Here is an 18124-nt window from a genome sequence, read left to right as displayed (position 1 = left end):
GATCGCGGGCCTTATACGGTTCAAGTCGGCGGTGCAGCGGCCGTTAAAGAGGTGCAGCATAGATGCTTTGACGGCCTGTTCCACAGAGCTGCGTCAAACAATTGCAAGGTTTTCGCCACTCCCTGAAAGACGGGCGGCATTATACATGTGATGCCCTACTCTAAAGAGGGCTTATTTTCCCCAGGGTAAGACCGCAGATGACAGGCGACATCAACATCCTGCCGCTGCCCCAGGCCACGGCAACGACGCGTATGCCAGCGGTGACGGGCGAGCTGCTCAAATTGCTGGCACCGGCCGAAGGGCTGATCGGCCCCGGCCAGACCGCCCAGGCCGAAGTGCTGTCGCTCAAGCAGGCGGACCAGACCTTCCAGTTGCTGCTCAAGGTCACGTTGGACAGCGGCCGCCAGATCACCGTGCAGGCCAGCAGCACCCAGCCGTTGCCACAGGGCACCAGCCTGGCCGTGACCCAACCGTCCGCCAGCAACCTGGCCATCACCGTGCAACAGGCCGTCGCTTCCAACGTCGCCACCCTGACCCGCATAGACACCGCACAGTTGCCGGTCGGCACCCTGCTGCAAGGCAAGGTGCTGACCAGCCAGGCCCTGCCGCAATTGCCGGGACAACCGGCGGTGTATCGCTCGTTGGTGAGCCTGCTCAACACCGCCCAGGCCGGCAGCACCCTGGACATCGACAGCCCGCAACCGCTACGAATCGGCACGCTGTTGAGTGCCCAAGTACAAGATGCCCAGACGCTGAAGTTCGTTCCGCTGAGCAACCGCCAGGAGCAATTGGCGGTGAGTCAGCAGTTGGTCACGCAAATGAGCCAGCAGGGCTCGCTGGACAATCTGATCACCGTCCTGCAAAACCTGCCGGCCAACGATGACACCGGTGCCGAGCTGCGCGCCGCGGTGACACGCCTGTTGGCCAGCCTGCCGGATGTCCAGCAACTGAGCACGCCCAAGGGGCTGGCCCAGGCCATGGTCGCCAGCGGTGTGTTCCTGGAAAGCAAGTTACTCGCCGGGCAGCCGCCGGGGCCCGCACCCGACCTCAAAGGCGACCTGCTCAAGCTGATCGCCCAACTGACGCCAGCCCTGCCCGCATCCACCAACCTCACGGCCATCATTGCCGCCAACACCCTGGCCCAAGTACTGCCCAGTTTTGTCCGCAACGCCCTGGGAACCCTCGGCCAGGTCAGCGCCAAGCCGCAACCCACCAGCTTCCCCCTGCCCTCGCGCCAGATGAAAGGCCAGGACGAAGAAGGCGACCTCGAACACCTGCTGCGCCTCGCCGCTGCCGCCGTGTCCCGCCTGCAAAGCCACCAGCTGTCGAGCCTGGAGCAAACTGGCCTGACTGACGACGGTCGGCTGATGAGCACCTGGCAATTGGAAATCCCGATGCGCAATCTGCAGGACATCGTGCCCTTGCAGGTCAAGTTCCAGCGCGAGGAAACCCCGCCCCGGGAGCAACCCAACGAGCGCAGGGAAGAACGCGAGCCAAAACAGCAGCTCTGGCGGGTGGAATTGGCGTTCGACATGGAACCGCTGGGGCCGCTGCAGGTTCAGGCGCAATTGCTCAGCGGCAGCCTGTCGAGCCAGCTGTGGGCCGAACGGCCGTACACCGCGAGCCTGATCGAAAGCAACCTGACAGCGCTGCGTGAGCGCCTGGTGACCTGTGGCCTGAACGTCGGCGACCTGGACTGCCACCTCGGCACTCCGCCCCAAGGCCCCAAGACTCGCCTGGAACAACGCTGGGTGGACGAAACCGCATGACAATCCACACCGAACCCCGCCAGGCCATCGCCCTCAAGTACGACGGCCACCACGCCCCGACCCTCACCGCCAAGGGCGACGAAGCCCTGGCCGAGGAAATCCTGCGCATCGCCCGGGAAAGCGAAGTGCCGATTTATGAAAACGCTGAATTGGTGAAGCTGTTGGCCCGGATGGAATTGGGCGACAGCATCCCGGAAGAGCTGTACCGCACGATTGCCGAGATCATCGCCTTTGCCTGGAACCTCAAGGGCAAGTTTCCCCAGGGCTACGACCCGAATGCGCCGAGTGTCGAGAAGGACGTGACGGACCGCGGCGACGACTACTGATCTGTGGCGAGGGGATTTATCCCCGTTGGGTTGCGCAGCGACCCCAATTTTTTTAGGCGGCTGCTGCGCACCCGAGCGGGGATAACACAGGGGCTGGGCTGGAAAAATTGATTCGCCAGAAAAACCTGTGGGAGCGAGCTCGCTCGCGATGGCGGACTCACATTCAACATCTCTGTTGACTGTTACACCGCTATCGCGAGCAAGCTCGCTCCCACAATGGGTTCTGGGCGAAGGTGATCAGCCGCCCTTGTGCAGCTTGCTCATCAACTCCGCCTCGGCTTGGGTCAGTTCGTCAGTACTGGCGTTCGCGATGACGCTGAGTTGGTGAAGCTGTTGGCCCGGATGGAATTGGGCGACAGCATCCCGGAAGAGCTGTATCGCACGATTGCCGAGATCATTGCTTTCGCGTGGAACCTCAAGGGCAAGTTTCCCCAGGGCTACGACCCGAATGCGCCGAGTGTCGAGAAGGACGTGACGGACCGCGGCGACGACTACTGATCTGTGGCGAGGGGATTTATCCCCGTTGGGTTGCGCAGCGACCCCAATTTTTTTAGGCGGCTGCTGCGCACCCGAGCGGGGATAAATCCCCTCGCCACAGGGGCTGGGCTGGAAAAATTGGTTCGCCAGAAAAACCTGTGGGAGCGAGCTTGCTCGTGATGGCGGACTCACATTCAACATCTCTGTTGACTGTTACACCGCTATCGCGAGCAAGCTCGCCCCCACAATGGGTTCTGGGCGAAGGTGATCAGCCGCCCTTGTGCAGCTTGCTCATCAACTCCGCCTCGGCCTGGGTCAGTTCGTCAGTACTGGCGTTCGCGATGACGCTGAGTTGGTGAAGCTGTTGGCCCGGATGGAATTGGGCGACAGCATCCCGGAAGAGCTGTATCGCACGATTGCCGAGATCATCGCCTTCGCGTGGAACCTCAAGGGCAAGTTTCCGCAAGGTCATGACCCGGATGCACCGAGTGTCGAGAAGAACGTGACGGACCGCGGCGAGGATTACTGATCTGTGGCGAGGGGATTTATCCCCGTTGGGTTGCGCAGCGACCCTATTTTTAGACGGCTGCTGCGCACCCGAGCGGGGATAAATCCCCTCGCCACAGGGGCTGAGCGGGAAAAATTGGTCCGCCAGAAAAACCTGTGGGAGCGAGCTTGCTCGCGATGGCGGGCGCACATTCAACAGTTGTGTTGACTGTTACACCGCTATCGCGAGCAAGCTCGCTCCCACAATGGGTTCTGGGCGAAGGTGATCAGCCGCCCTTGTGCAGCTTGCTCATCAACTCCGCCTCGGCTTGGGTCAGACCGCAGGCTTGGGTCAGTTCGTCGACGCTGGCGCCCATGCCCACCAGGCGGGCGGCCTGGGCGAAGGACAGGCTGGAGGGGTCGCGCTGTTCCAACTGGGCGAGTTTGTCCGGCAACGGCGCGACCACGGCACGCAGCTCATGGAGCGCTTCGCCCATGCGCACGGTGCCGTTCTGGTAATCATCGACGCGCTTGGCCAGGTCCTTGATGCGCTGATCGCGCAGCGCATCGCCCTGAGCCTGCTGAGCGGCGATCTGCCGCTGGCCGCGTATGTACGCCAAGAACATCGCCAGCGTGCCTGCCCAGAAAAGGAACAGGACAATGACTGCTACCTCAAGAATCAAATCAGATACTCTCCAGTTCCGACCACTCTTCTTCGCTCATCATCTTGTCCAGTTCAACCAGAATCAGCAACTCGTTGTTCTTGTTGCACACGCCCTGAATGAACTTGGCGGATTCTTCGTTACCCACGTTCGGCGCAGTCTCGATTTCCGACTGACGCAGGTAAACCACTTCAGCGACGCTGTCGACCATGATGCCAACTACTTGCTTGTCGGCTTCGATGATGACGATCCGGGTGTTGTCGCTGATCTCGGCATTCATCAGGCCGAAGCGCTGGCGGGTATCGATCACCGTCACCACGTTGCCACGCAGGTTGATGATGCCCAGCACATAGCTCGGTGCACCCGGTACCGGGGCGATCTCGGTATAGCGCAGCACTTCCTGAACGCGCATCACGTTGATGCCGTAGGTTTCGTTATCGAGCTTGAAGGTTACCCATTGCAGAATCGGATCTTCAGAACCCTTTTGAGACGACGCCTTATCATTCATACCCTGACCCCTCGAAAAACCGCCTGTGGCGGCGTGTATTCTGTCCGGCGACGCGGTACGCCGCCGGTTGTCTTATTTCGGTTTCTGGACCGGCTTCTTGCTGCCGCCCAGGTGTTTTGCCCCGCCGCTGGCGATCAGCTCCGCCAGCTCGGAAACGTCCAGCAAGGCGCACATATGCTCGATCACCGTACCGGCCAGCCATGGCCGTTGCCCTCGATGGCTGCGCCACTTGATCTCGTTCGGGTCCAGGCGCAGCGAACGGCTGACCTGATGCACCGCCAAACCCCATTCGTAACCTTGCACCGAAATCACGTATTGCAGGCCCTGGCGAAAATCATCGCGATAACGGTCCGGCATGACCCAGCGCGCGGTATCCAGCACCTTCAGGTTGCCGGCCTGGCTCGGCAGGATTCCGAGGAACCATTCCGGCTGGCCAAACAACGGTGTCAATTCCTGCCCGGCCAGGGAGTAAATCGATCCCAGGCATACCAGTGGCACCGCCAGGGTCAACCCGGCCACATCGAACAACAGACACTCGAACGGCTCGGCGGCCCAGGCCGGACGGTCGTCGCCCGGCACCGGTGGTGGCGGGTTGCTCGGCGGCAGGTGGATTTCCACCACCGGCGTCACCAGGCCTTGCAGCAACGGTGCAACGGTCGAGACCGGCGCCAGGATCGGCGCAGGCGCGTCCATGACCGCCACCTGAGGCTTGATGAACGGTGCCTCGACCGCCGCAGCCACTACTGATTTCCGTGCATCACGGGCCTGCTCTTCGAGCACGGCCGCCTGGAACTCATCCAGCACACCCTTGGCTTCGACATTCTCGGGCAACGCCTCGATCAGGCTGGGCTGTGGTGGCAATTCTTCGGTCGCTTCCTGCAATAGCCCATCCAGATAGGATTGCAGGGCCATTTGCGGACGCGAAGTTGTCTTTATCGGGCGGCTCATAGGAACAGTGCGCCACTTGAAGAGGTTATCGGCATGAATGCGCTAGGACTTGAGCGTTCGCAAGCGAACGCAATGCCAGTGGAAAGCCTCGTCACCTTAAGCCACCTGCTGTGGAACAAGCTGCTGGGCCAACAAGTGCTTGAGCAGTGCCCGGTAGGCCAGCACGCCACGGCTCTTGCCATCGAATTGCGAGGGCGTCACACCCGCGCGGCTGGCGTCCCGCAAGCGGGTATCGACGGGGATATAGCCTTGCCAGATGTCCTCCGGGTACATGTCCCGCAACACCCGCAAGGTGCCCAGGGACGCCTGGGTGCGACGATCGAACAAGGTCGGCACGATGTTGAAGGCCAGCGTCTGCTTGCGCGAGCGGTTGACCATCGCCAGTGTATTGACCATGCGCTCCAGGCCCTTGACGGCCAAGTGCTCGGTCTGCACCGGGATCACCAACTGCTGGCTGGCAGCCAAGGCATTGACCATCAGCAAACCCAGCAACGGCGGGCTGTCGATGATCGCGTAATCGAAATCTTGCCACAGCTGCGCCAGACTCTTGGCGATCACCAAGCCCAGCCCGCTCTGCCCGGGCGACTGTCGCTCCAGGGTGGCGAGAGCGGTGCTCGATGGCAGCAGGGAAATCCGCTCGTCGCTGGTGGACAACAGCAACTGCCCCGGCAGGCCCTCGGGCACAACGCCCTTGTGCAGGAACAGGTCGTAGTTGCTGTGCTCCAGGCTATCGGGATCGTAGCCGAAATAGCTGGTCATCGAGCCATGGGGGTCCAGATCGACGATGACCACGCGCTTGCCCGCCTCGGCCAGCAACCCGGCTAAAGCGATGGAAGATGTGGTCTTGCCCACACCACCTTTTTGATTGGCGACTGCCCAGACTCTCATTCGGATCGTTCCTCCCGGCCGAAACAAGCTCGACCGAGAAATAGCTCGGTTATAAAGCGGGTGACGGAGAATTGACGGCACTCTGTCTTCCCGGCGACTTGACCGGAGCCGGTGCAGTTTGTGTGCCAGCCCGCTTCAAGGCGGCGTCCGGTTTTGCATTGGCCGTGCCGGTACCGGTCAGGCTGCGGCGCACATCGAGGTTTCGCGACACGACCAATACTACGCGCCGGTTACGCGCGCGCCCCTCGGCCGTGGCGTTATTGGCCACCGGCTGGAACTCGCCATAACCCACCGACGCCAGGCGACCGGGGTTCACGCCCTGCATGGCCAACATGCGCACGATGCTCGCCGAACGGGCCGAGGACAGCTCCCAGTTGGTCGGGTACTGTGCGGTACGAATCGGCTGGTCATCGGTGAAGCCCTCGACATGGATCGGGTTGTCGAACGGTTTCAGGATCGCCGCCACCTTATCGATGATATTGAAGGCCATATCACTGGGCATGGCATCGCCGCTGCCGAACAACAGGCTGGAGTTGAGCTCGATCTCGACCCACAGCTCATTGCCACGCACGGTCATCTGGTTCGAGCTGATGAGATCACCGAACGCCGCGCTGATGTCATCAGCGATGCTTTTCAGCGGATCGCTGCCACCGGCGATACCGGCATCGACCTGCTCGGCATCCCTGACCAGCGGCTTGGCCGGCGTCGTGGTCTTGGGTCGCTCATCACCTATGGGGATGGGCTTGAGGGCGCGGTCGGAGTCGGAAAAGACCCCAATCAACGCCTCGGAAATGACTTTGTACTTACCTTCGTTGACCGACGAAATCGAGTACATGACCACGAAAAAGGCGAACAGCAGCGTAATGAAGTCGGCATAGGAAACCAGCCAGCGTTCATGGTTGACGTGTTCTTCATGATGCCTGCGACGTGCCATGTTAGAACGTGCCCAAAGTAAATGACGAAACAGAACCTGCCGCGGTCCTTGTGGCAAGGGGATTTAGCGCAACGTCGCAACGCCCCGCAGGGTTGCGCAGCAGCCCCAAGGCAAACGACTCGATCAACCTGACATATCGAAATGTCAGGTTTTGGGGCCGCTTCGCGACCCAACGGGGATAAATCCCCTCGCCACAGGTTTGGCGCAATCCTGAGCGTCCTACGCCCCCCATCAGTCCATGAAACCCTGGAGTTTCAACTCAATGGAGCGCGGGTTTTCACCTTCGGCGATCGACAGGATCCCTTCCAGCAGCATTTCGCGATAGCGCGACTGGCGCAACGCGATGGACTTGAGCTTGGCAGCGATCGGCAGCAGCACCAGGTTCGCGCTGGCCACGCCATAGATCGTGGCGACGAACGCCACGGCAATGCCGCTGCCCAGTTGCGATGGATCGGCCAGGTTGCCCATCACATGGATCAGGCCCATCACCGCACCGATGATGCCGATGGTCGGCGCGTAGCCGCCCATGCTTTCGAATACCTTGGCCGCCTCGATATCGCGACTTTCCTGGGTGTAGAAATCCACTTCCAGGATGCTGCGGATGGCTTCCGGCTCGGCGCCGTCCACCAGCAATTGCAGGCCCTTGCGCGAGTAGCTGTCAGGTTCGGCATCGGCCACCCCTTCCAGGCCCAGCAAGCCCTCCTTGCGCGCGGTCAGGCTCCAGTTCACCACCCGGTCGATACCACCGGCCAAGTCGACACGGGGCGGGAACAGAATCCAGATCAGCACTTGCATGGCGCGTTTGAAAGCGCTCATGGGCGACTGCAACAGCGCCGCGCCAATGGTGCCACCGAGCACGATCAACGCCGCCGGGCCGTTGGCCAGCGCGCCCAGATGCCCACCTTCCAGATAATTGCCGCCAATGATGGCGACGAACGCCATGACGATGCCGATCAGGCTGAGCACATCCATTACAGGCACGCCTCGACCAGGTGTCTACCGATGTCGTCCAGCCCGTACACCGCGTCGGCGAGGTCCGCCTTCACGATGGCCATCGGCATGCCGTAGATCACGCAGCTGGCTTCGTCCTGGGCCCAGATCGCACTGCCACCTTGCTTGAGCAGGCGCGCACCTTCGCGACCGTCGGCGCCCATGCCGGTGAGCACCACCGCCAGAACTTTGTCACCGTAGGACTTGGCCGCAGAACCGAAGGTAATGTCCACGCAAGGCTTGTAGTTCAGACGCTCATCACCCGGCAGGATTTTCACCGCGCCGCGGCCATCGATCATCATTTGCTTGCCGCCCGGCGCCAGCAGGGCCAGGCCTGGACGCAGGATGTCGCCATCCTCGGCTTCCTTGACGCTGATGTTGCACAGCTTGTCCAGACGCTCCGCGAAAGCCTTGGTGAACGCCGCCGGCATGTGCTGGATCAGCACGATGGGGGCCGGGAAGTTGGCCGGCAACTGGGTCAGGACCCGTTGCAGTGCCACCGGGCCACCCGTGGACGTACCGATAGCGACCAGCTTGTAGGCTTTGCGCTTGGGTGCCGGCGACGTTGCACTGGCGGGTGCCGAACGCGTAGGCGCAGGTGCCGGCGCGCTGCGTACCGGGGCCGGATTGAAACTGCTCGATGCCGTCGGCGCTGGCGCAGGGCTTGGCGCCGCAACCGGGGCTGGCGCCGGTGCGCTGTAGGCACCGACACGGCGATTGCTGCGGGAAATGCTGTGGACCTTTTCGCACAGCAACTGCCGGACCTTGTCGGGGTTGCGCGAAATGTCTTCGAAATTCTTCGGCAGGAAATCCACCGCCCCGGCGTCCAGCGCATCGAGGGTCACCCGGGCGCCTTCATGGGTCAGGGACGAGAACATCAATACCGGGGTCGGGCAGCGCTGCATGATATGCCGCACGGCCGTGATGCCGTCCATCATCGGCATCTCGTAGTCCATGGTGATCACGTCCGGCTTGAGCGCCAGGGCCTGATCAATCGCCTCTTTGCCATTGGTCGCGGTACCGACGACCTGAATACTCGTGTCCGCCGAAAGAATTTCCGAGACGCGGCGGCGGAAAAACCCCGAATCGTCCACCACCAGGACTTTAACTACCATAAACACTCCGTTAGACGAGGCGCGGCCCTGGGCCACGCTCCTCCAGAATCAAATACGCCGGGCGGCGTAACGCTTGAGCATGCTTGGCACATCGAGGATCAACGCGATGCGGCCGTCGCCGGTGATGGTGGCGCCGGACATGCCCGGGGTGCCCTGGAGCATCTTGCCCAACGGCTTGATGACCACTTCTTCCTGGCCCACCAACTGGTCGACGACGAAGCCGATCCGCTGGGTGCCCACCGAAAGGATCACCACATGGCCTTCGCCCTGCTCCACATGAGCGGCGGAGCTGACCAGCCAGCGCTTGAGGTAGAACAGCGGCAGTGCCTTGTCCCGTACGATCACCACTTCCTGGCCGTCCACCACGTTGGTGCGCGACAGGTCGAGGTGGAAAATCTCGTTGACGTTGACCAGCGGGAAGGCGAACGCCTGGTTGCCCAGCATCACCATCAGGGTTGGCATGATCGCCAGGGTCAGCGGGACCTTGATGACGATCTTCGAGCCCTGGCCCTTGGTCGAGTAGATATTGATCGAACCGTTGAGCTGGGAAATCTTGGTTTTCACCACGTCCATGCCCACGCCACGGCCCGACACGTCGGAAATCTCGGTCTTGGTCGAGAAACCCGGGGCGAAGATCAGGTTGTAGCACTCGGTGTCGCTCAGGCGGTCAGCGGCATCCTTGTCCATCACACCGCGTTTCACCGCGATGGAACGCAGCACGTTAGGGTCCATGCCTTTGCCGTCGTCGGAGATCGACAGCAGGATGTGGTCGCCTTCCTGCTCGGCGGCCAGGATCACCTTGCCGCTGCGGACCTTGCCCGAGACTTCGCGTTCTTCCGGCGACTCGATGCCGTGGTCGACCGCATTGCGCACCAAGTGGACCAGCGGGTCGGCCAGGGCCTCGACAAGGTTCTTGTCGAGGTCGGTTTCTTCACCCACCAGTTCCAGGTTGATTTCTTTCTTGAGCTGGCGAGCCAGGTCGCGAACCAGGCGCGGGAAGCGCCCGAAGACTTTCTTGATCGGCTGCATCCGGGTCTTCATGACCGCGGTCTGCAGGTCCGCCGTGACCACATCGAGGTTCGACACGGCCTTGGACATGGCTTCATCCTGGCTATTGAGGCCCAGGCGCACCAGACGGTTACGCACCAGCACCAGTTCGCCGACCATGTTCATGATCTCGTCCAGCCGCGCGGTATCGACCCGAACGGTGGTCTCGGCTTCGCTGGCCGGTTTTTCCGCTGGCGCAGCCGCCGCAGCACGGGCGGGCGCCGGAGCAGCAGCGGCTGGCTTGGCGGGCTCGGCCTTCGGTTCCGGTGCCTTGGCAGCGGGTTTGGGCGCAGCCTTGGCCGCCGGCGCAGCCGTAGCGGCAGCAGGCGCAGCAGAAGCGGTACCGACTTCGCTGAACTTGCCCTTGCCATGCAGTTCGTCGAGCAGTGATTCGAATTCGTGATCGCTGATCAGGTCGCTGCCTGCGGTAGCAGCGGCAGGCTTGGCCGGTGTCGGCGCCGAAGCGATGGCTGAATCCAGCGCGTCAACGGCAAAGGTGCCCTTGCCATGCAACTGATCGAGCAAGGCTTCGAATTCGTCGTCGGTGATGTCCGAGCTGTCGCCCGCGGCTTTCGGGGCGACCGGGGCCGCCGGCGGGACCACGGCATCAGGCGCGAACTGGCCCTTGCCATGGAGCTGGTCGAGCAGTGACTCGAACTCGGCATCGGTGATTTCATCGCTGGCAGCCCCATCGGCGACCGATGCAGCAGGTGCAGCCGGAGCGACCGGCGCCTCGGCCTGTGCCTTGACGGTGTTCAGGGAGTCCAGCAGTTGTTCGAATTCGTTATCGGTGATGTCGCCCGATGCCTCGGCGACCGGTTCTTCAACCGCAGCTTCGGCAACCGGAGCCGCTTCGTCAGCCGATTGCGGCTCGGCCAGGCGCGCCAGCGCAGCGAGCAGTTCAGGGGTGGCAGCGGTGATCGGCGAGCGCTCACGCACCTCGCTGAACATGCTGTTGACCGCATCCAGCGCTTCAAGCACCACGTCCATCAGTTCCGAATCAACGCGACGCTCACCCTTGCGCAGGATGTCGAACACGTTTTCGGCAATGTGACAGCACTCCACCAGCTCGTTGAGCTGGAGGAAGCCGGCGCCTCCTTTTACAGTGTGGAAACCGCGAAAAATTGCATTGAGCAGATCCGCATCATCTGGTCGGCTTTCCAGCTCGACCAACTGTTCGGACAGTTGCTCTAGAATCTCGCCGGCCTCAACCAGGAAATCCTGAAGGATCTCTTCATCGGCGCCGAAGCTCATTAATGGCTGCTCCTAAAACAGGGCTAAAACTCAGAATCCAAGGCTGGACAGCAAATCGTCCACATCGTCCTGACCGGACATAACGTCTTCTCTTTTATCGGCATGAATCTGCGGACCTTCACCCTGAGAGAGATGTTTTTGTGGATCTTTTTCAGCGAGCATCGCTTCACGGTCGTGTTCGATGCCTGCAAAGCGGTCGACCTGGCTGGCCATCAACACCAGTTTGAGCAGGTTGCTTTCGACTTCGGTGACCAACTGGGTCACGCGCTTGATCACCTGGCCGGTCAGGTCTTGATAGTCCTGAGCCAGCAGGATGTCGTTGAGGTTGCTGGCCACGGCGCGGTTCTCGTTGCTGCTGCGCGTCAGGAAACCGTCGACCCGACGGGCCAGCTCCCGAAACTCTTCGGCGCCGACTTCGCGCCGCATGAACCGACCCCAGTCGGTGCTCAAGGCCTGGGCTTCGTCGCTCAGGCCGTTGACCAGGGGCGTTGCGCTTTCCACCAGGTCCATGGTGCGGTTGGCCGCAGCCTCGGTCAGCTTGACCACATAACCCAGGCGCTCGGTGGCGTCGGTGATCTGCGAGACTTCCTCGGCCTGCGGCATATTCGGGTCGATCTGGAAATTGACAATCGCGCTGTGCAATTCACGCGTGAGCTTGCCCACCTCCTGATACAGACCGCGGTCACGGGTCTGGTTGAGCTCATGGATCATTTGAACCGCATCGCCAAAGCGACCTTTTTCAAGGCTGTCGACCAGTTCGCGGGCATGTTTTTTCAGGGTCGATTCGAAATCGCCCATTGAAGATTCGTTATCCATAGCTCCCCCGTGGCGCCGTTAACCGATGCGTTCGAAGATTTTTTCGATCTTCTCTTTCAACGCCTGGGCCGTGAAGGGTTTGACCACATAACCGTTTACACCGGCCTGGGCCGCTTCGATGATCTGCTCGCGCTTGGCTTCGGCAGTGACCATCAGCACCGGAAGGTGCTTGAGTTTTTCGTCGGCACGCACCTGGCGCAACAGGTCGATACCGGTCATGCCTGGCATGTTCCAGTCGGTGACCAGGAAATCGAAGTTGCCACTGTGCAACATCGGGAGCGCAGTGGTCCCGTCATCTGCTTCGGCCGTGTTGGTGAACCCAAGGTCACGCAACAGGTTTTTTATGATCCGCCGCATCGTTGAGAAGTCATCAACGATGAGGATTTTCATGTTCTTGTCCAATTCGACCTCCAAGCAGTCTTAAACGCGCCCAGCACCTGGACGCGCCATTTCAATCAATCCGGCACAACACTCGACAACGGTCTGGAGCACAACGGATGGAGACTGGCGCAACACCTGCCAGGCCAGCCTCGTTCGCAGTGTCCCCACACCGCCTGTCAACGCGCTCGCCACTCCCCCAAACGCCCCCGCAAACGGGCCGCGCACTGGCTGTGTAACTGGCTGACCCGCGATTCGCTGACCCCCAGGACCTCACCGATTTCCTTGAGGTTCAGCTCTTCGTCGTAGTACAGCGCCAAGACCAGCCGCTCACGCTCCGGCAAATTGGCAATCGCATCCGCCAGCGCGCTCTGGAAACGTTCGTCTTCCAGGTCACGCGACGGCTCCATGTGAGCACTCGCGTTATCCTCGTGCAGCCCTTCATGTTCGCCGTCCTGCAACAGGTCGTCGAAACTGAACAGGCGGCTGCCCAAGGTATCGTTCAAAATCCCGTAATAATCGTCGAGACTCAACTGGAGTTCGGCCGCAACCTCGTGATCTTTAGCGTCACGCCCGGTTTTAGCTTCAATTGCCCGAATTGCATCACTGACCATGCGGGTATTGCGGTGTACCGAACGCGGCGCCCAATCGCCCTTGCGGACTTCATCGAGCATCGCACCGCGAATGCGAATACCGGCATACGTCTCGAAACTCGCGCCCTTGCTCGCGTCGTATTTGTTCGACACTTCGAGCAGGCCAATCATGCCCGCCTGGATCAAGTCTTCAACCTGGACACTGGCCGGCAACCGCGCCAGCAAGTGATAGGCGATACGCTTGACCAGTGGCGCGTAACGCTCGATCAATTCGTATTGGGCGTCCCGTGCCGATTTTTTGTAGAGATGGTTGTAACCGCTGGCTGTCATAGCACGGGCCCTGCTGTTTGTTGCACAAGACGCTCGACGAAAAATTCCAGATGCCCGCGAGGGTTGGCAGGCAGTGGCCAAGTATCGACCTTCTGGGCGATAGCCTTGAACGCCAGCGCGCATTTGGAACGTGGAAAGGCTTCATAAACGGCACGTTGCTTCTGGACGGCCTTGCGTACGCTTTCGTCGTAAGGCACTGCGCCGACGTATTGTAGGGCGACGTCCAGGAAACGATCCGTGACCTTTGTCAACTTGGCGAACAGGTTGCGTCCTTCCTGCGGGCTCTGGGCCATGTTGGCCAGGACGCGGAAGCGGTTCATGCCATAGTCGCGGTTAAGCAACTTGATCAGGGCATAGGCGTCGGTGATGGACGTCGGTTCGTCGCAGACCACCACCAGCAGCACTTCCTGGGCCGCCCGGACAAAACTGACGACCGAGTCACCGATACCGGCTGCGGTGTCGATCACCAGCACATCGAGGTTGTCGCCGATGTCGCTGAAAGCCTGGATCAGGCCCGCGTGCTGGGCCGGGGTCAGGTGAACCATGCTCTGGGTGCCTGAGGCAGCCGGCACGATGCGAATCCCGCCCGGCCCCTGCAACAACACGTCACGCAGCTCACAGCGCCCTTCAATCACGTCCGCCAGCGTGCGCTTGGGTGTAAGCCCCAACAGCACGTCGACGTTCGCCAGGCCCAGGTCGGCGTCCAGCAGCATGACCCGTCGGCCAAGCTCTGCCAGAGCCAGGGACAAGTTCACTGACACGTTAGTCTTCCCGACGCCACCTTTGCCGCCGGTCACCGCGATCACCTGTACGGGATGCATGCTGCCCATGTTCGTTCTTTACCTTGTCTTACTTAGACGGAGGCCACATTACTGGCTGCGCGTTCACATACGGAACAATGCATGGCAGACCATCGATGTAGGTACAAAAAATATTCATGATTACCTCAGCCGACCTGCTTGGTCGGGCTGTGGTAGATATCAGCGAACATATCAGCCATGGCTTCTTCGCTGGGTTCTTCCTGCATTTGCACACTCACGGCACGACTGACCAGTTGATGACGGCGCGGCAGATGCAAATCATCCGGGATCCGCGGCCCGTCGGTCAGGTAGGCCACCGGTAATTCATGACCGATCGCCAGGCTCAACACCTCGCCCAGGCTTGCCGTTTCGTCCAGCTTAGTCAGGATGCAGCCGGCCAGCCCGCAGCGCTTGTAGCTGTGGTATGCGGCGGTTAGAACCTGTTTCTGGCTGGTGGTTGCCAATACGAGATAATTTTTTGACTTGATACCGCGTCCGGCCAGGCTTTCGAGCTGCATGCGCAGGGCTGGATCGCTGGCTTGCAGGCCTGCGGTATCGATCAGCACGACGCGTTTGCGCAGCAGCGGCTCCAGCGCCTGGGCCAGGGACTGACCCGGATCCACATGGGTCACCGACACATTGAGGATCCGGCCGAGGGTCTTGAGCTGCTCCTGGGCACCGATGCGGAAACTGTCCATGCTCACCAGGGCAATGCTCTGGGCGCCGTACTTGAGTACATAACGGGCGGCGAGCTTGGCCAGGGTGGTGGTCTTGCCCATGCCGGCAGGACCGACCATGGCGATTACCCCGCCTTCTTCCAACGGCTCGACTTCCGGGGTCGCGATCATCCGCGCCAAGTGCGCCAGCAACATGCGCCAGGCCTGGCGAGGCTCCTCGATATCATTGATCAGCGCCAGCAGGTCCCGGGACAACGGGCCGGACAGGCCGATGCGTTGCAGGCGACGCCACAGGTTGGCCTGGGCTGGACGGCTGCCTTGCAGCTGGTTCCAGGCCAGGGAGCCGAGCTGGACTTCCATCAGCTCACGCAGGCTGTTGAGTTCAAAGCGCATCGAATCCAGGGCGCGCGGATCGACACCCCGGGCAGGTGCTGCGGGCGCCGGCTCAGGACGACGCGGTTCGGCGTGGGCCTGCTCGATCAGCGGTTCGGCAGCGGTCAAAGGCAGGCCGGCCGTCAGCGGCTGACCGGCGAACAATTGACGATTGGTGCCTGCCGCGCCCTCGCCTTCGCTGCTGCGCAGGCTCAGCTCGGCCTGGGCGCTGGCGATGCGCGATTGGGTCTTGCGCAGCTCGTCTTCGAGTTCCATGTTCGGAACCCGGGGAGCCAGCGCCGACAATTTATAATCCAGCGCAGCCGTCAGTTCGACACCGCCAGCGATCCGGCGATTACCGATGATGGCCGCTTCAGCGCCCAGCTCGTCACGAACCAGCTTCATGGCCTGACGCATATCGGCGGCGAAAAAACGCTTCACTTGCATAAACCACTACCTCAGCCGTTGGGCCCTACTGTCGCAACGATGGTCACTTGCTTGTTGTCCGGTATTTCCTGGTACGCCAGCACATGCAGCCCCGGAACCGCGAGGCGCCCGAATCGCGAGAGCATCGCGCGAATCGGACCGGCCACCAGGAGGATCACCGGTTGGCCTTGCATCTCTTGCCGCTGGGCTGCTTCGATCAGCGAACGCTGCAGCTTCTCGGCCATGCTTGGCTCCAGCAGAACACCCTCTTCCGAGCCTTGTCCTGCCTTCTGCAGACTATTGAGCAATATCTGTTCCAACCTTGGCTCCAAGGTGATCACAGGCAGCTCAGACTCAGTGCCTACAATGCTTTGGACGATTGCGCGGGACACGCCGACCCGAACCGCAGCCACCAGGGCGGCGGTATCTTGACTCTTGGAAGCGTTGTTGGCGATAGCCTCGGCAATACTGCGTATGTCGCGCACGGGCACCTGTTCGGCCAACAGCGCCTGCAGTACCTTGAGCAACTGCGACAACGAAACCACACCCGGCACCAGCTCTTCGGCCAGCTTCGGCGAGCCTTTGGCCAGTACTTGCAGGAGTTGCTGGACTTCTTCGTGGCCGATCAGCTCGCTGGAGTGCTTATACAGAATCTGGTTCAAGTGGGTCGCCACCACTGTACTGGCGTCCACCACGGTGTAGCCGAGGGACTGCGCCTGGGCCCGCTGGCTGATTTCGATCCACACCGCTTCCAGGCCGAAAGCCGGATCCTTGGCGGTGATGCCGTTGAGGCTGCCGTAGACCTGCCCCGGGTTGATCGCCAGCTCGCGGTCGGGGTAGATCTCGGCTTCGGCCAGGATCACCCCCATCAGCGTCAGGCGGTAGGCACTGGGCGCCAGATCGAGGTTGTCGCGGATATGCACGGTGGGCATCAGGAAGCCCAGGTCTTGGGAAAGCTTCTTGCGCACCCCCTTGATCCGTGCCAGCAACTGACCACCCTGGTTGCGGTCGACCAATGGAATCAGGCGATAACCGACTTCCAGGCCGATCATGTCGATTGGCGTCACGTCGTCCCAGCCCAGTTCCTTGGTTTCCATGGCACGGGCCGGCGACGGCAGCAATTCCTGCTGGCGCTTGACCTCTTGCAGGGCCTGGACTTTCTGCGCGTTCTGCTTCTTCCAGAACAGGTAGGCACCACCCGCTGCGGCGGCGGCCATGGTCAAGAAGGAAATGTGCGGCATCCCCGGCACCAGGCCCATCACCGCCATCAGCCCAGCGGCAACCGCCAGGGCCTTGGGCGAAGCGAACATTTGCCGACCGATCTGTTTGCCCATGTCTTCGGAGCCCGAAGCACGGGTTACCATGATCGCAGCGGCTGTGGATAACAACAGTGATGGCAATTGCGCCACCAAACCGTCACCAATGGTCAACAAGGCGTAGACCTTGCCGGCGTCGCCAAACGTCATGTTGTGCTGGAAGATACCGACGGCCATGCCGCCGATCAGGTTGATGAACAGAATAAGCAAACCGGCGATGGCGTCACCGCGCACGAATTTGCTGGCACCGTCCATGGAACCGTAGAACTCGGCCTCCTGGGCCACTTCCAGGCGACGCAGCTTGGCCTGGCTCTGGTCGATCAGGCCGGCGTTGAGGTCGGCGTCGATCGCCATTTGCTTGCCGGGCATCGCATCGAGGGTAAAACGCGCACTCACCTCGGAAATCCGCCCGGCACCCTTGGTCACCACGACGAAGTTGATGATCATCAAGATGGCGAAGACCACGATACCGACCACGTAGTTGCCGCCGATCACCACCTCACCGAAGGCCTGGATCACCTTGCCGGCGGCAGCGTGCCCGTCCTGACCATGGAGCATGACCACGCGGGTGGATGCCACGTTCAGCGCCAGGCGCAACAACGTGGCCACCAGCAGAATGGTCGGGAATACGGCGAAATCCAGCGGCCGCAGGGCGTATACGCACACCAGCAGCACAACGATCGACAGGGCGATGTTGAACGTGAAGAACACGTCCAGCAGGAACGGCGGCACCGGCAGCATCATCATGGCGAGCATGACCAGCAGCAACAGCGGCACGCCCAGATTACCCCGGCTGAGGTCTACGACATTGCTGCGCGCGGTGCTGAATAACTGAGAGCGATCCACCAATATTCCCCGTTCCTGTGAAGCAAACTTTTGACGCCCGGAGGGGGCGCAGACGGGGTATTGCAAGAAGCCTTCCAACTTTGGCCGCGGGTAGGAACGGAGGGCGTTACAGGAAAAATCATGCCCCGCCGAACGCAGACCCTGTGGTGAGGGGATTATCTCCGAC

At 61.3% G+C, this 18124-nt stretch carries 16 protein-coding genes and 2 pseudogenes; 4 read left to right on the top strand and 14 right to left on the bottom strand.

What is annotated here, in order from left to right; all coding sequences use genetic code 11:
• Window positions 1-197 precede the first annotated feature (197 nt).
• The 4 genes and pseudogenes from BT116_RS07290 to BT116_RS30395 all read left to right on the top strand — a co-directional run.
• A complete protein-coding gene (locus tag BT116_RS07290) occupies window positions 198-1769 on the top strand; it encodes a flagellar hook-length control protein FliK (protein WP_072341660.1) in 1572 nt (523 codons plus the stop codon).
• Window positions 1766-2095, top strand: coding sequence for an EscU/YscU/HrcU family type III secretion system export apparatus switch protein (locus tag BT116_RS07285; protein WP_072341657.1), 330 nt, complete (start codon window positions 1766-1768; stop codon window positions 2093-2095). Before BT116_RS07290 ends, BT116_RS07285 begins: the two co-directional genes overlap by 4 nt.
• 312 nt (window positions 2096-2407) lie before the next feature.
• Window positions 2408-2593: pseudogene (locus BT116_RS30400) on the top strand (EscU/YscU/HrcU family type III secretion system export apparatus switch protein); the annotation flags it as partial.
• 322 nt (window positions 2594-2915) lie between these two features.
• Window positions 2916-3101 (top strand): annotated as a pseudogene (locus tag BT116_RS30395) (EscU/YscU/HrcU family type III secretion system export apparatus switch protein); the annotation flags it as partial.
• A 244-nt stretch (window positions 3102-3345) separates the two neighbouring features.
• Here the strand turns inward: BT116_RS30395 and BT116_RS07270 are convergent.
• From BT116_RS07270 to flhA, 14 genes are all read right to left on the bottom strand, one after another.
• The gene (locus BT116_RS07270; RefSeq protein ID WP_003183966.1) at window positions 3346-3741 is read right to left on the bottom strand and encodes a DUF2802 domain-containing protein; all 396 of its coding nucleotides are present in this window, start codon (window positions 3739-3741) and stop codon (window positions 3346-3348) included.
• A 1-nt stretch (window position 3742) separates the two neighbouring features.
• Complete coding sequence (locus BT116_RS07265; RefSeq protein WP_003199144.1) at window positions 3743-4228, bottom strand: chemotaxis protein CheW; 486 nt, start codon at window positions 4226-4228, stop codon at window positions 3743-3745.
• A 72-nt stretch (window positions 4229-4300) separates the two neighbouring features.
• Entirely contained in the window at window positions 4301-5176 is an 876-nt protein-coding gene (locus tag BT116_RS07260) for a CheW domain-containing protein (protein WP_072341654.1), read from the bottom strand.
• A 96-nt stretch (window positions 5177-5272) separates the two neighbouring features.
• Window positions 5273-6064, bottom strand: a complete 792-nt coding sequence (locus tag BT116_RS07255) for a ParA family protein (protein ID WP_053120309.1) — start codon at window positions 6062-6064, stop codon at window positions 5273-5275.
• A 49-nt stretch (window positions 6065-6113) separates the two neighbouring features.
• On the bottom strand, window positions 6114-6998 hold the full coding sequence (motD, locus tag BT116_RS07250) for a flagellar motor protein MotD (protein WP_072341651.1): 885 nt from the start codon (window positions 6996-6998) through the stop codon (window positions 6114-6116).
• Window positions 6999-7229: 231 nt separating this feature from the next.
• Window positions 7230-7970: a flagellar motor protein gene (locus BT116_RS07245; RefSeq protein WP_063322393.1), complete on the bottom strand. Its 741-nt coding sequence runs from the start codon at window positions 7968-7970 to the stop codon at window positions 7230-7232.
• Window positions 7970-9103 carry a protein-glutamate methylesterase/protein-glutamine glutaminase gene (locus BT116_RS07240; protein WP_072341648.1) on the bottom strand — a complete coding sequence of 378 codons (1134 nt, stop codon included), beginning with the start codon at window positions 9101-9103 and terminating at the stop codon, window positions 7970-7972. The genes BT116_RS07245 and BT116_RS07240 overlap by 1 nt, the downstream gene beginning before the upstream one ends.
• Window positions 9104-9151: 48 nt before the next feature.
• A complete protein-coding gene (locus BT116_RS07235) occupies window positions 9152-11404 on the bottom strand; it encodes a chemotaxis protein CheA (RefSeq protein ID WP_072341645.1) in 2253 nt (750 codons plus the stop codon).
• Between the two features lie 30 nt (window positions 11405-11434).
• Entirely contained in the window at window positions 11435-12220 is a 786-nt protein-coding gene (locus BT116_RS07230) for a protein phosphatase CheZ (RefSeq protein WP_063322395.1), read from the bottom strand.
• Window positions 12221-12238: 18 nt separating this feature from the next.
• Window positions 12239-12610, bottom strand: a complete 372-nt coding sequence (locus BT116_RS07225; RefSeq protein ID WP_003199125.1) for a chemotaxis response regulator CheY — start codon at window positions 12608-12610, stop codon at window positions 12239-12241.
• 167 nt (window positions 12611-12777) lie between these two features.
• A complete protein-coding gene (gene fliA / locus BT116_RS07220) occupies window positions 12778-13521 on the bottom strand; it encodes an RNA polymerase sigma factor FliA (protein WP_014337177.1) in 744 nt (247 codons plus the stop codon).
• On the bottom strand, window positions 13518-14351 hold the full coding sequence (gene fleN / locus BT116_RS07215; protein ID WP_072341642.1) for a flagellar synthesis regulator FleN: 834 nt from the start codon (window positions 14349-14351) through the stop codon (window positions 13518-13520). The genes fliA and fleN overlap by 4 nt, the downstream gene beginning before the upstream one ends.
• 116 nt (window positions 14352-14467) lie before the next feature.
• A complete protein-coding gene (gene flhF / locus BT116_RS07210; protein ID WP_063322396.1) occupies window positions 14468-15817 on the bottom strand; it encodes a flagellar biosynthesis GTPase FlhF in 1350 nt (449 codons plus the stop codon).
• Between the two features lie 11 nt (window positions 15818-15828).
• Window positions 15829-17958, bottom strand: coding sequence for a flagellar biosynthesis protein FlhA (gene flhA, locus BT116_RS07205; protein WP_072341707.1), 2130 nt, complete (start codon window positions 17956-17958; stop codon window positions 15829-15831).
• Between the last annotated feature and the right edge of the window lie 166 nt (window positions 17959-18124).

It is taken from the genome of Pseudomonas sp. NFACC16-2, assembly GCF_900119205.1.
Classification (GTDB): Bacteria; Pseudomonadota; Gammaproteobacteria; order Pseudomonadales; family Pseudomonadaceae; genus Aquipseudomonas; species Aquipseudomonas fluorescens_Q.
This window is presented reverse-complemented; position numbering and strand designations above follow the sequence as displayed.

Excerpts from the sequence above, each read along its gene's own strand:
- BT116_RS07260 (WP_072341654.1), bottom strand. The coding sequence starts at position 5,176 with ATGAGCCGCCCGATAAAGACAACTTCGCGTCCGCAAATGGCCCTGCAA.
- fliA (WP_014337177.1), bottom strand. The coding sequence starts at position 13,521 with ATGACAGCCAGCGGTTACAACCATCTCTACAAAAAATCGGCACGGGAC.
- BT116_RS07265 (WP_003199144.1), bottom strand. The coding sequence starts at position 4,228 with ATGAATGATAAGGCGTCGTCTCAAAAGGGTTCTGAAGATCCGATTCTG.
- BT116_RS07255 (WP_053120309.1), bottom strand. The coding sequence starts at position 6,064 with ATGAGAGTCTGGGCAGTCGCCAATCAAAAAGGTGGTGTGGGCAAGACC.
- BT116_RS07230 (WP_063322395.1), bottom strand. The coding sequence starts at position 12,220 with ATGGATAACGAATCTTCAATGGGCGATTTCGAATCGACCCTGAAAAAA.
- BT116_RS07290 (WP_072341660.1), top strand. The coding sequence starts at position 198 with ATGACAGGCGACATCAACATCCTGCCGCTGCCCCAGGCCACGGCAACG.
- motD (WP_072341651.1), bottom strand. The coding sequence starts at position 6,998 with ATGGCACGTCGCAGGCATCATGAAGAACACGTCAACCATGAACGCTGG.
- BT116_RS07240 (WP_072341648.1), bottom strand. The coding sequence starts at position 9,103 with ATGGTAGTTAAAGTCCTGGTGGTGGACGATTCGGGGTTTTTCCGCCGC.
- fleN (WP_072341642.1), bottom strand. The coding sequence starts at position 14,351 with ATGGGCAGCATGCATCCCGTACAGGTGATCGCGGTGACCGGCGGCAAA.
- BT116_RS07245 (WP_063322393.1), bottom strand. The coding sequence starts at position 7,970 with ATGGATGTGCTCAGCCTGATCGGCATCGTCATGGCGTTCGTCGCCATC.
- BT116_RS07225 (WP_003199125.1), bottom strand. The coding sequence starts at position 12,610 with ATGAAAATCCTCATCGTTGATGACTTCTCAACGATGCGGCGGATCATA.
- BT116_RS07235 (WP_072341645.1), bottom strand. The coding sequence starts at position 11,404 with ATGAGCTTCGGCGCCGATGAAGAGATCCTTCAGGATTTCCTGGTTGAG.
- BT116_RS07285 (WP_072341657.1), top strand. The coding sequence starts at position 1,766 with ATGACAATCCACACCGAACCCCGCCAGGCCATCGCCCTCAAGTACGAC.
- flhF (WP_063322396.1), bottom strand. The coding sequence starts at position 15,817 with ATGCAAGTGAAGCGTTTTTTCGCCGCCGATATGCGTCAGGCCATGAAG.